The organism is Thermomicrobiales bacterium, from assembly GCA_037045155.1.
Taxonomy (GTDB): domain Bacteria; phylum Chloroflexota; class Chloroflexia; order Thermomicrobiales; family CFX8; genus JAMLIA01.
On sequence record JBAOIG010000003.1, the window covers coordinates 784,708 to 797,364 of the forward strand.

Consider the following 12,657-nt stretch of genomic DNA (forward strand, 5'->3'; position numbering starts at 1 on the left):
AATAAGTCGTGAGTGGACCACTAGCCGGCATCCGCGTCCTGGAGCTAAGCCGGCATCTGGCAGGCCCGTTCGCGTCAATGACGCTCGGAGACCTCGGCGCCGATGTCATCAAGGTCGAGCCGCGCATCCGTGGCGATGATACCCGTGGCTATCCGCCCTTTTGGAACGGTGAGAGCACGTACTACCTGAGCGCCAACCGCAACAAGCGGAGCATCACGCTCGATCTCGGCACAACTGAAGGCCAGGAGGTGGCGCGCGCGCTCGTTGCGAAGTCGGACATTCTGATCGAGAATTTCCGGCCCGGCACAACCGAGCGTTGGGGTCTCGGGTACGAGCACCTTCGTGAGATCAACCCGCGGCTGATCTATTGCGCCATCTCGGCGGTCGGGAGCGATGGCCCCGATCGCGATCGGGCAGGCGTCGACTTACTGATGCAGGCATACGCGGGGCTGATGAGCATTACGGGCGACGAACACGGAGCGCCGGTGCGAGTCGGAACGTCGGTCGTCGACCTGACGGCGGGAGCGAACGCTGTCCAGGGTATCCTCGCGGCGCTGTACATTCGGGAACGCACGGGACAGGGTCAACGAGTCGAGAGCTCTCTTCTGGAAGGGCAGATCTCCTGGCTTACGTATCACGCCGTTGCCTACCTCGCTTCTGGTGAAGTCCCCGGCCGGCTTGGCTCGTTTCACGCCAGCGTTGCCCCATATGGTGCGTTCCCGACCGGAGATGGGTATCTCGTCGTCGCCGTCGCAACCGATGCCCTCTGGAGACGATTCTGCGGCGCGATCGAGCAGCCGGATCTCGTCACTGACCCCCGCTTCGCCACCAACATCGACCGTTGCGCCAATCGAGACGCGCTCCACCAGACGCTTGTGCCGATCCTCGCGGCGCGTGGCGCAGTTGATTGGGCCGTGGCGATGGATGCTGCGGGAGTGCCGTGCAGCCCGGTCAACTCAATCGACACCGTTCTCGGCCTGCCCCAGTCCCAGTATCGCGAGATGGTTGTCGATATTCCTCGGGCGGATTTACCGGGGCTTCGCCTGCCGGGCGTTGCGATAAAGCTGTCAGATACACCCGGCAGCGTCAGGACGCCGCCGCCGCGGCTGGGGGAACATACCGACGAAGTCCTCACCGAGCTGGGATACGACGGCGAGAGGATATCGAGCTTGCGGGAAAAGAACGTCGTCTGACCGGCTATTGAAAGGTCACGGCGCCACCGCGACGGCCGCGCCACCAGTCAGCCGCGTTCATCTCCTTCTTGCCGGCCGGCTGAACACGCACGAGGCGCAACATGCCCTGACCTGTCTGTGTCATGACATCACCGCCGACGACCACGATTTCTCCGGGACTGTTGTCGACGTCGCTAGCAACAACGACGCTCGCCGCGGTGACACGGAAGCGCTCGCCGTCGATGGTTGTCCAGGCCACTGGCCACGGATCGGCGGCGCGGATCAGCCGCTCGATTTCGACCGCCGGCCGCGACCAGTCGATACGCGCATCGTCGGTCGTCCACTCACGGGTGAACGTCGCCGCGGCATGATCCTGATCGATCGGGACACGGGTCCCACGCGCGTAACCGAGCGCGATCGCCGGAATCATCTCAGCGGCGAGCTCGGCAAGACGGATGGACAGCGAACCCGTCACATCGTCGCGCGCAACACCGATCGCGCATTGGGCCACGAGCGGGCCGGCGTCAAGCTTTCGAACCAGCTTCATGATCGAGACACCTGTCACCGGGTCGCCGTTGAGAATCGCGGCAGGGATTGGTGACGCGCCCCGGTATTTCGGCAGGAGTGACGGGTGGACATTCAGACAGCCCAGTGGCGTGATCTCCAACATCGGCTTGCGCAGAATCTCGCCGAAGGCGACCACCACCAGCAGGTCGGGCTCGGACTGACGGATGCGATCGAGCGCCACGGGATCACGGAGCGTCTCAGGTTGAATGACATCGATACCGAGCGCGTCCGCCGCGAGGCGCACCGGTGGCGGAGTCAACCGCCGGCCCCGGCCGGCCGGCCGGTCGGGCTGTGTGACGACGAGACGGACATCTATCTCCGGGTGCCGCGCGAGTGCCTGCAGTGAGGGGATAGCAATTTCGGGTGAGCCAAGAAACACAATGCGAAGCTTGCTGACCATGCCGCCGACCCTCGAATCTGAACGCCGTGACGGTCCCACCGACCGCATGCTTACTGTTGGAAAGCGATGCGGCAAGGCGAATCTTCTGCGAGTATAGAAAGCCGCAGATCGCGCGGTCAATTGTGAGCCAGTGATCACCATCAGTAAGATTCGCTGTTGTGAGTATTCGACGACTGACGCCGACACCACACGCGGTCGCTCTGATCGCTATCTTCCTGCTTGCCGGGTTCTTGCGTGTGTACGGCATGAACTGGGATCAGGGCACCTATCTCCATCCGGACGAGCGATTCATCGCCATCGTCTCGTCGGAACGCATCGACTTCCCGTCGCTCTCGAACATCGGGTCTCTTTTTGACCCGGCCCACAGCCCGATCAATCCGCGCCGCGACGGCCCGGACGGAAAGCCGCTCTCCTTCGCGTATGGAACTCTCCCGCTCTACGTTCAGAGCGCCGTCAGTTGGGCAGTGAATCACGTCTCCGACCGGAACTACCGGGACTACAGCAATATCTACCGCGTCGGCCGGCCGTTGAACGTGATGATCGATCTCGGGACGTTACTGATCGTTTATCTGCTGGCGCGCCGGATGTCGGGTCGTAGCGCGGCGCTCGTCGCGGCGCTGCTGTACGCGACGGCAGTACTGCCGATCCAGTTGAGCCATTTTTTTACGGTCGACATCTGGTTGACATTTTTCGTCACTGCGACGCTCTACTTCGCGATCCGCTTCGCCGACAGACCGTCGTTCGGTCGCGCGGCTGCTCTCGGCATACCGGTCGGGTGCGCCCTTGCGACCAAGGCCAGCGTCGCAGCGCTGTTACTCCCGCTTGGCCTGATGGCACTCGCAGCCGTCATGCGCGCCACCGATCGCCGCCTCGTCATCGGGTATCTCGCCCTGGCCGGCGTTGTCGCGGTCACTCTGTTCACCGTCTTCGAGCCGTACGCGATCGTGCGCTCCGGGCCGTTCTTCACCGACATCAGCACGCAAGCGGAGATCGTGCGAGGCAGGTGGGACGTGCCATTTACCCGTCAGTTCGTTGGGTTGACGCCCGGCTTGTATGAGGCGCGCAACCTGTTCCTGTACGGGCTGGGACCAGCGATGGTCATCGCCAGCATCGTTGCAACGATCTGGGCCGCGCGCCATGCATGGCAGCGACGTGATGTGGCGTGGGGAGTTCTCCTCCTCTGGATGGCAGCGTACGGCGCCACGCTGCTGATGACCGAGGCACGATTCCTACGGTATTCGCTGCCGTTAATCCCGGTGTTCGCGGTCTTCGTCGGTGCTCTCCTGACGCGGCCGACGGCAGCGCGCCTCAGGAAGCTTCGCGCGACCGCTGCAGTCGTCGTGCTCGCAGGGACTGCCATCTGGGCGTTCGGCTTCGTCTCGATCTACAGTCACCAGAACTCGCGCATCGCGGCATCACACTGGATGTTCGCCAACATTCCGCCCGGATCCACCGTGTCGATCGAAACGTGGGATGACGGGTTGCCACTCCCCTACCCGGGAGCACCGGCCAACACTTTCGTCCAGATACCGTTCGACATGTATGGCGACCTCGCGCCCGACGACAAAATCCAGCAGATCGCTGAAGGTCTGGCGTCTGTAGATTATGTCATTCTATCGAGTGATCGGCTGGCGGATTCTATCGACAACGAGCCGTGGCGATACGCGGTTCAGATCGACTATTATCGCCGTCTGGCCGCTGGCGAGCTGGGATTTCAGCTTGTCTATGAGGGGAAAGTCGAGCCGGGGCTGTTCGGGCTTCGTCTCAACGACCGGCCTGCCGACGAGAGCTTCACCGTCTACGATCATCCGCACGTGCGGATCTACAAGAAGGTCGATTCCCTCTCGGCGGCGGAAATCCACGAGCGGCTGCTCTGGGGCGCCTCGCAGCCCTGGTATCCAATGCGTAACGCGCCGAACAAAACACTGATGCTTGGCGTTCCGGCGAGTGAGACACCAACCAGCAACGATGCCAACTGGAACTCCGTCGCGATAAGCAACATGCCGTTTGCGATCGTGGTCTGGTTGCTCGCAATCGAGTTGCTGGGGCTGGCAGTGGCGCCGATCGCGGCTACCGCGTTTCGAGCGTCGCCCGACCGGGGCGCGTTCTCTGCGCGGATGATCGGGCTGCTTATGGTTGGCTGGCTCGTCTGGATCGGAGCGAGCCTCAACTGGTGGCCGGCTCGGACATTGGTGGTCTCGATCATCACGATCGCCGTCGCGGCGTGTGCCTGGGGCTGGTATGTACTCCGAAAGCGCAGCGGCAGGCCGATCGAGCTTCCGTCTGTCCGAGTCTGGCTGGCGGCGCTCGGGATCTGGGGCACAGGGTTCGCATTCTTCCTCATGTTGCGGGCCATCTACCCCGATTTCTGGCAAACGTGGTTTGGCGGCGAGAAGCCGTTCGAATTGGCTTATCTCCGCGCGATCGCCCGATCGACCGAGTTTCCGCCGTACGATCCCTGGTATTCCGGCGGCATCATCAACTACTACTACTACGGTTGGCACCTTGTTGCGACGGTTACCAGGCTCACCGGTCTCGGAGTCAGCCTTGGCTTCCAGCTCGCAGTCGCGACAATTCCAGCGTTGCTGATACTCCAGATCGTCGGGCTCACGACGACGATCACAAGCTCATGGCGCCAGCGCCGGCCGCGCCCAACGGTGATCATCGCAGCAGTCACATCAGTCGTTGCGGTCAGTATCATCGGCAACCTGGATGCGTTGGCACAGATCATCTCTATGCGCGGGTTGCCACGAACAGGATTCGACTTCTGGCGTAGCACGCGCGTCATCGATTTCACGATCAACGAGTTCCCGTATTTCACGGCGATCTGGGCGGATCTGCATCCACACATGATCGACCTGCCGGTCATCATGCTCGTCCTGACGCTGGTTTCAGGTCTCGTCCTCGCTCCGCCCCGGGATCGACAGACAGTCATCGTGGTCTTCAGCTTGCTCGCGCTCGCACTCGGCACAGCCGCGGTCACCAACTCATGGGATGCCCCGCTCTGTGCCGGGACAATCCTCGCGGGCGGGATCTGGGCCGGCGCGCGAGTCGGGGGCCGACCCGGAATCACGATCATCGTGGGCGCCATCGCGGCGATATTCGCCGCCTGGATCATGTTCCTACCGTTCTTCAGCGGCTTCTATAGCGTCGTTGGCGATATCAGCCGAACGGCAACGGGGTCGCCGTTGGGCGAGTTTCTTGTCGTCTGGGGTATCTTCTTTCTCGTCGTGCTCGTTATCGTCATCGCCGACGCAGTCATTCTGGGGCGGCGAAGGACGGGATGGCGCGATGCGCTCGTCGCGGGCATAGCCTGCCTGGCAGGTGGAACAGCCGCGTTCGCGTTTGCTGTCGTGCGCGGCGGAACTGTGCCTTTGAGCGCGTTCGTCGCGCTATGGCTCGCGGCCGGCATCATCAGCGCCGGATCGGCCGGCGCTGCGCCACTGCGGCTCGGACGGGTCATCACAATCGTGTCCGTCGTTGCTGCCATCGGGATCGGCGCTATTGCGAGCCACCGACCAGCGGCTGTGATCGCCCTCTCTTTCGCTCTGGTCGCCGCCTGGTATGCCATCCAGACACGGCCTGCTCGGGCCCTGCCCTGGATCCTGGTTGGGCTGGGGTGTCTGGCTATCGCCGGTGTCGAGTTCGTCTTTATTTCGGACGATCTGAGCGGTGGCGACTGGCAGCGAATGAACACCGTCTTCAAGTTCTACAACCAGGCGTGGCTTCTGCTCGGAGCCGGATCAGCCCTGCTTCTTGCGCATCTCTGGTCGCGCTCTCGAACGCTGCCGGCCGGCGACATAGACCATCGCTCTGCCGCCAACAAGGACATCACGCTCGTGCCACACCCGCGTACCGCGATGAGATCGGCTGTCGTGCGTCGCTCAGCCTGCGTTGTCGGCGCGGTCGCAATCGTGACGGGCCTCCTGTATCCCGCGTTCGGGACGACAGCACGATTGGCACAAGACATGCCGTCGTCGCCCCAATTCCTGACGCTCGACGGATACGCCTGGATGAACGGCGGCACGATCCAGAACGCAACTGGCGATACGATCGAGTTCGACGGCGACCTGAAAGCGATCGAATGGCTCAACGCAAACGCGCGTGGCAACCCTGTAATCCTGGAAGCATCGATCGGTCCCTATCGTGGCAATGGCTCGCGGACCTCGAGCGCAACCGGGCTACCGACCGTGCTCGGCTGGGATCGCCACCAGCGACAACAGCGCTACCCTGCCGGGATAGATCGACGGATGAGCGACGTCCACACGGTCTACAACGACACGTCCCTGCCAAGCAAGCTGGAGATGCTTCGACGCTATGACGTCCGGTACGTCATCGTTGGGGATGTCGAACGCTACTGGAATTCCGCCGACAATCCCGCGCCATACGCCTCGGCAGCCGGCCTCGACGCGTTCAACGCGCTGGTTGGGAACGGGCTGACAGTCGCGTTCGAATCCGGACATACACGAGTGTATGAAGTCACACCGTTCGCGCGCCTTGCCCCGGCGCCGGGCGCAGTTCACATTCGATGAGCGACATCACGACGATCGTTCGTTGGTATGGGGCGCTATCGGTAGTCGCGGTCGCGGCTCTGCCCTTCATCACGTGGCTTGGCGCAGGGCTCGGACCGCTTCGGACGGGGCTCGTCCGACCGCTGTCGATTGTCGTCATTACCGCGATCGTCTGGTGGCCCGCGGCAACGGTCGGGTTGCCGTTCACCACGCCGATCATCGTTGCGGCGCTGGGGATTTTCGCGATTCTCAATTGGGGAGTATGGTGGCGCGTTGGCCGGCCAGGTCTCGACTTGCGACAGTTGGTCGTGGCGGAGCTCGTCTGGGTAGTCCTCTTCGCCGGCTACGCATGGTTCCGTGGCTTCAATCCGGATATTGCCTACACCGAGAAGCCCATGGAGATCGCGTTGCTAACGTCGATCAGTCGATCAGCCACAGCGCCAGCCCCTGACCCGTGGCTAGCGGGTTACGGTATCAACTATTACTACTTCGGCTATCAGACGATCTCCACGCTCGTGCGGCTCTCTGCCGTGCCACCCGCGACCGCGTTCAACCTCGCGCTAGCAACGCTCTTCGCGTCAGTGGGAACGGCGACGATGTCCGCCGCCGGACAGCTCGTGCGACTTGCGCGGGGTTCGCGTGTGGCAGTCATGCTGGCTGCGGGCGTCGGGCCACTGCTCGTGCTCATCGCTGGCAATCTCGAGACAACGCGTCGCCTCCTTATCGATGGCCGATCGGTGATCGATGCGGGTTGGTGGCAGGGCGTTGGCTGGCAGGCGAGCCGGATCATCGTCGACCACAACGTCTTTCGGGCTGGAGACAGCCGCGAGACGATCAACGAGTTCCCAGCGTTTTCGTTCATTCTGGGCGATCTGCACCCGCATGTGCTGACGTTGCCGCTGCTTGCGTCGATTCTGGCCCTTGGGCTCAGCCTTCTATCGCTCGGCACACCAGTCAGCCGGGCGCGGCTCGCCGCGATTGGCGCGATGGCCGGCCTGCTCTATGCATCAAATAGCTGGGATGCTCCGACTGGCATTGCGCTTGTTCTCCTGATGCTCGTGTTGGCGCGTCGCGGCCGGATCGTTGATTGGCTGGTTGATTCGATCGTCGTTGTCATCTCCGCAGCCATCGCAGCGTTCCCCTTCGCCCTGCACTATTCCGCGCCGGTCGGAGTGCCCGACGGCACGGTTCCAGGCTGGATCACCGACCTCCCGATCGTTGGCGCCATCTTCAATACGTTTGGCATCGTCGCCTGGCGCCCATCGGGAGCAAGGGAGCTGGCCCATCGTTCACGGCGCCTGGCTCGCGATCTTCGTCGTGTTCGTCACTGCGGTCGCCATACGCGACCGGAGTATCCTCAAGGTTGACCAGCGGAATCGCATCTGGCTGCTGACGGCAGGCCTTCTTGCGCTCGGTATCGCCGTCGCCTGGGCTCCCGCCGTCATCGTCATTGGTGTGCCGTTGTCGGTCGCTGCGTGGTTCGTGTGGCGTTCGCGGGATCTTGCGACGCAAGCGCTGGCGGCGCTGTTCGCATTCGGATTCACACTGATCCTCATCCCGGAGTTCTTCTACATTCAAGACGTCTTTGGCGACCGAATGAATACCGTTTTCAAGCTCTACTTCCAGGCGTGGCTTGTGCTAGCCGTGGCCAGCGCCGCAGCATCCGTGGTAACAGTATTCCGAGTTACCGGCTTCCGCCGGCCCGCCGCCACTGTCGTGCTGGCGTTGATCATCGGGGCGACGCTCTCATATACGCCCCTGTCGGCGGATGACTGGGCATCGGGCTTCGCGCAACGGCGTGGGCTTGATGGAGAGGCGTACATCGCCTCGGCAGGCCATGGCGATCTGGAGATAATCGAATGGATTCGTGCTCACGCGCGCGACGGGGACACAATCGCAGAAGCGCCCGGCTGCTCCTATGGAGTGCTCGACGGTGTGCCGTTGAATCGCGTGTCCGCCTTCAGTGGTGTTCCCACGATCGTCGGGTGGCTGGGACATGAAAGCCAGTGGCGACGCGGCCAGATTGCCGACATCGGAACGTTCCTCGATACTCGCGCGGGCGTCGCGAATGCGGTAGTTGGCGGAGACCGGGTTGACGCGAGGCCATCGCCAAGGTTCGTCGTACTTGGTCAGCAGGAGCTACGCGGCAATGCCGTGTGCCCGACCATTGCGAAGATCGCTCCGGACGTGGAGACTCGACTCACTGAAGCCGGATGGGTTATTGTCTACGAGACATCGGGCGCCCGCATTTTCGCCCGACCTGGTGACGCGACTACGTCGCCACGTCGTTGACCACGGCTACGTGGTTTGGTAGGCTTCGCCGGTGTCCTGTCCGCAGGATTACCGATTATTGCTGCCCGGGAATATGCAGATCAGTTCGAGGAGGTTGGCAATCGGCGCACGACCAGTTCGCGTGAACGAACGCATTCGTATCCGCGAGGTACGGCTTATCGACGAAGACGGAACGCAGTTGGGTGTGGTCCTGACCCGCGACGCGCTTGATATCGCGCGCGAGAAGGGTCTTGACCTCGTTGAGGTTCAACCAAACGCGATGCCGCCGGTGTGCCGCCTCATGGATTATGGTCGGTTCCGGTACGAAGAGAGCCGCCGCGAGCGCGAGTCCCGTCGGAAGGCGAAGGGCTCAACGCTCAAGGAAGTTCGCATGGCGCCGAAGATCGACGATCACGACATCCAGACGAAAGCACGCCAGGCACAGAGGTTCCTCGAGGCCGGCGACAAGGTGAAGATCTCGGTTCTGTTCCGCGGCCGCGAGATGCTTCACCAGGACATCGGTCGCAACCTTCTGGTGCAACTGGTTCAGCAGTTGGCTGAAATCAGCACGGTGGACCAGGATCCACGCATGGAAGGTCGTTCGATGTCGGTTCTGTTGAGTCCGAAGAAAGACCTGCAGCGCCCGGATGCCACTCGTGTGGCTCAGGAGTCGACGCAGGACCAACCAAGCGCCGATCCCGCGACCTGAGCGAATCGTCCAGGCAGGTGTTTGCGGCGCCGTGCGGCGGCGCCGTTCCGATGTTCAATGAGGGTTGGGAGCTCCAGCCATGCCGAAGATGAAGACGAACAAACAGGCAGCCCGAAGGTTCAAGATTACCGGCACGGGCAAAATCATGCGCGCAAAGGGCATGAAGAGTCACTTCCGGCGCCGGAAGTCCTCGCGCACCAAGCGTGCGTTCGACCGCATGTTCGAGGTTGCGCCCGCGGATCGGAAGCGAATCCGTCGGTTGCTGCCGTACGGGCTGCCGAAATAGACAAAGACGGAGACGAGGGGGATCTGATCGATGGCCCGAATCAAGCGTGGCGTTACATCGCACCGCAGGCATAAGAAAGTCCTGAGCAGAGCCGAAGGGTTCCGCGGGACACGCAATCGCCTCTTCAAGCGTGCAAACGAAGCGGTGATGCGCTCGCTGCAATACCAGTATCGAGACCGCCGCACCCGTAAGCGTGACATGCGCCGGCTGTGGATCACGCGCATCAACGCTGCCTCACGCGAACATGGCCTGCCATATGGTCGGTTCATTGAAGGCCTGACGCGCGCCGGGGTTGAGGTCGATCGAAAGATCCTCGCCGACCTGGCAGTTCGCGACAATGAAGCGTTCGCCAAGTTCGTCGACCTGGCCAAGACGCAGCTCAGCAGCCACTGAGCACGCCAATGTCTGATGACGACCGGTCAAGTCAACGGGATACGTTGATAACGAGTCCGGCGAATCCGACGATCAAGTTTGCCCGCTCGCTCCACCGGAAGAAAGTCCGGGAGCATGAGCGGGCATTGCTCGTCGAAGGCGCACGGTCCGTCGATTCCGCTATCTCGGCAGGAGCATCGGTTCGAGCGGTAATCATCGACGATGCCCGTCGGGACGAGATTGATCGGGATCTGCTGAACCGTATCCCAGCCAGTGCGCGCGTCGTTCGTGTCGAACACGATCTTTTCGAGAGCATCGCGCTCACCGAGCATCCACAGGCACTCGTAGCAGTGATCGACGCGCCGGATCTGCCGATACGCGACGATCCGACACTGGTGCTTGTCGTCGACGGTGTGCGAGACCCGGGCAACCTCGGGACGATCATTCGCTCGGCGGGCGCGGTTGGCGCTGACGCGGTTGTCCTGTTACCAGGGACCGCCGATCACACGAACCCCAAAACGGTTCGGGCCACCGCTGGCACGTTGTACGCCATTCCCATCCGTCGCTTTCCGTCGACGGAACGGGCTGTCGAATTGCTGTTCGTCACCCAACCGATCGTCGCGATAGCCGACGCGGCGGCAGAACGAAGCTACGATACTGTGGACTGGCGTGAGCCGACCGTGGTTGTTATCGGAGGGGAAGCATTCGGCGCGTCAGAACAATCGCGTACGTACGCGAACTTGTCGGTAGCAATCCCTATTGAGGCCGGCGTTGAATCGCTCAACGCGGGGGTTGCGGCATCGATTCTGCTGTTCGAGGTCGCGCGACGACGGCGTGCGACCGACTGAAGTCCGCGTACATACGCACTCTTCTGGTTGGGTATCCGCGTAACGTGTGCTATAGTCCCGCCCTGACATCCGCCGAGCGTCTCGAGCAACAGGCGTCGGCCACACGATCGAATTGGGAGGCTACGAAGGATGAGGAAACAGGATCTGGTCAAGAGCGTCTCCGGAACGACCAACTTGCCGGAACGCCAGGTAGACGCGGTCATCCAGGCTATGTTCGATGCGATCCGCGACAGTCTCGCCAACGGCGAGGAAGTGACGATCACTGGCTTCGGTTCGTTCAGAATCTCGGAGCGCGGCGCTCGCGAAGGACGCAACCCGCAGACCGGCGAGCGCATCACCATCCCGTCGCGAAAGAGCCCATCATTCCGACCTGGCACTCAACTGAAGCGAGCCGTGAGCGGCGAGTAGCGACAAATCGTTCCTGATCCTGAACGACCCGGCCCGTCTGATATGCAGACGGGCCGGGTCGTCTCGTCGTCAGGAGCGGAGCGCGGCCGGTTCATCCGCGCCGGCCTCGGATCGTGGCCCCTGAGGCAGCGTATCTCGCAGCCGCGCGGGGAGCTCGCTCCGTGCGGCGCTGTTGGCCGTCTCGATCGCAGAGACGAGGGCGCGTGGCGATGAACGTCCGTGGGCCGCAATGACCACCCCGTTAACGCCAAGCAACGGCGCGCCGCCGATCCCATCGAAGTCGATCTGCCGGCGCATGGCGCGGAATGTTGGCCTCAGCATGGCGGCAAACAACCGTGTCCGGATCGACGCCGTCAACTCGTCGCGCATGATCCTGGAGACGTAGCTCGCAGTGCCCTCGGCAATCTTCAATGCGACATTTCCGGTGAAGCCATCGGTAACCGTGACATGCGGTGGCTTCGTGAGCATCTCGTGCCCTTCGACATACCCGACGAAGTGCAGGTCCGACGCGTCGAACAATTCCCGCGCAGAGCGCGTGAGCACGTCCCCCTTGCCGGGCTCTTCGCCGTTTGAAAGTAACGCGACCGTCGGGCGGCGAATGCCGAGAATCGCCTCAACATAGGCGACTCCGAGATAAGCATGCTGGAGCATCACCTCGGGCCGGGGATCAGTAAAGGCGCCGATGTCGAGAACGAACGCGGTCGTCCCTTTTGCCGGGATGCGTGTGCCAAGCGCCGGTCTGGAGACTCCAGGGATCCGTCCGAGGATCATCAGTGATGCCGCGACGAGGGCGCCGCTGTGGCCGGCCGACACAACAGCGCTGACTTCTCCGCGATTCATGAGGTCAAGTGAAACGCTAATAGAATTATCGCTCTTTCGGCGCACCGATCGAGACGCGGACTCCGCCATCCCGATCGTCTCTTCGGCATGAACGATCTTGAAACGGTCGATTGGAACGTCCAGGCGGCGCAGCTCTGCGGCGATTTGAAGTTCGTGCCCCACTAGCACAAGCTCGATATCGGATGTCAGGCTCGCGTCCAGAGCGGCAGCGAGATTCGTGGCCACTCCAGTGTCGCCGCCATGAACGTCCAGGGCGATTCGGACCAACAGCCA

11 protein-coding genes are annotated in these 12,657 nt (G+C 62.4%); 9 read left to right on the forward strand and 2 right to left on the reverse strand.

Annotated features, from left to right (window positions below):
* Positions 1-8 precede the first annotated feature (8 nt).
* Positions 9-1,193, forward strand: a complete 1,185-nt coding sequence (locus V9F06_06855) for a CoA transferase (GenBank protein ID MEI2617343.1) — start codon at positions 9-11, stop codon at positions 1,191-1,193.
* Positions 1,194-1,197: 4 nt separating this feature from the next.
* Here V9F06_06855 and fmt read toward each other — a convergent pair whose 3' ends face one another.
* Positions 1,198-2,139 (reverse strand): methionyl-tRNA formyltransferase, encoded by a 942-nt coding sequence (gene fmt / locus V9F06_06860; GenBank protein MEI2617344.1) that lies wholly within the window; start codon positions 2,137-2,139, stop codon positions 1,198-1,200.
* A 158-nt stretch (positions 2,140-2,297) separates the two neighbouring features.
* Between fmt and V9F06_06865 the strand changes: the two genes are divergently transcribed.
* The 8 genes from V9F06_06865 (at position 2,298) to V9F06_06900 (ending at position 11,544) form a co-directional block, all read left to right on the forward strand.
* Positions 2,298-6,671 (forward strand): DUF2298 domain-containing protein, encoded by a 4,374-nt coding sequence (locus V9F06_06865; protein ID MEI2617345.1) that lies wholly within the window; start codon positions 2,298-2,300, stop codon positions 6,669-6,671.
* On the forward strand, positions 6,668-8,017 hold the full coding sequence (locus V9F06_06870) for a DUF2298 domain-containing protein (GenBank protein ID MEI2617346.1): 1,350 nt from the start codon (positions 6,668-6,670) through the stop codon (positions 8,015-8,017). The genes V9F06_06865 and V9F06_06870 overlap by 4 nt, the downstream gene beginning before the upstream one ends.
* Positions 7,968-8,942: a DUF2298 domain-containing protein gene (locus V9F06_06875; protein ID MEI2617347.1), complete on the forward strand. Its 975-nt coding sequence runs from the start codon at positions 7,968-7,970 to the stop codon at positions 8,940-8,942. Before V9F06_06870 ends, V9F06_06875 begins: the two co-directional genes overlap by 50 nt.
* A gap of 121 nt (positions 8,943-9,063) precedes the next feature.
* Positions 9,064-9,630: a translation initiation factor IF-3 gene (gene infC, locus V9F06_06880; GenBank protein MEI2617348.1), complete on the forward strand. Its 567-nt coding sequence runs from the start codon at positions 9,064-9,066 to the stop codon at positions 9,628-9,630.
* Positions 9,631-9,709: 79 nt separating this feature from the next.
* Complete coding sequence (rpmI, locus tag V9F06_06885) at positions 9,710-9,916, forward strand: 50S ribosomal protein L35 (GenBank protein ID MEI2617349.1); 207 nt, start codon at positions 9,710-9,712, stop codon at positions 9,914-9,916.
* A gap of 30 nt (positions 9,917-9,946) precedes the next feature.
* Positions 9,947-10,309, forward strand: a complete 363-nt coding sequence (gene rplT, locus V9F06_06890) for a 50S ribosomal protein L20 (GenBank protein MEI2617350.1) — start codon at positions 9,947-9,949, stop codon at positions 10,307-10,309.
* A gap of 44 nt (positions 10,310-10,353) precedes the next feature.
* A complete protein-coding gene (locus V9F06_06895) occupies positions 10,354-11,136 on the forward strand; it encodes an RNA methyltransferase (GenBank protein MEI2617351.1) in 783 nt (260 codons plus the stop codon).
* A 111-nt stretch (positions 11,137-11,247) separates the two neighbouring features.
* On the forward strand, positions 11,248-11,544 hold the full coding sequence (locus V9F06_06900; protein MEI2617352.1) for an HU family DNA-binding protein: 297 nt from the start codon (positions 11,248-11,250) through the stop codon (positions 11,542-11,544).
* 69 nt (positions 11,545-11,613) lie between these two features.
* Here the strand turns inward: V9F06_06900 and plsX are convergent, their stop codons facing one another.
* Complete coding sequence (plsX, locus tag V9F06_06905) at positions 11,614-12,651, reverse strand: phosphate acyltransferase PlsX (protein MEI2617353.1); 1,038 nt, start codon at positions 12,649-12,651, stop codon at positions 11,614-11,616.
* Positions 12,652-12,657 lie beyond the last annotated feature (6 nt).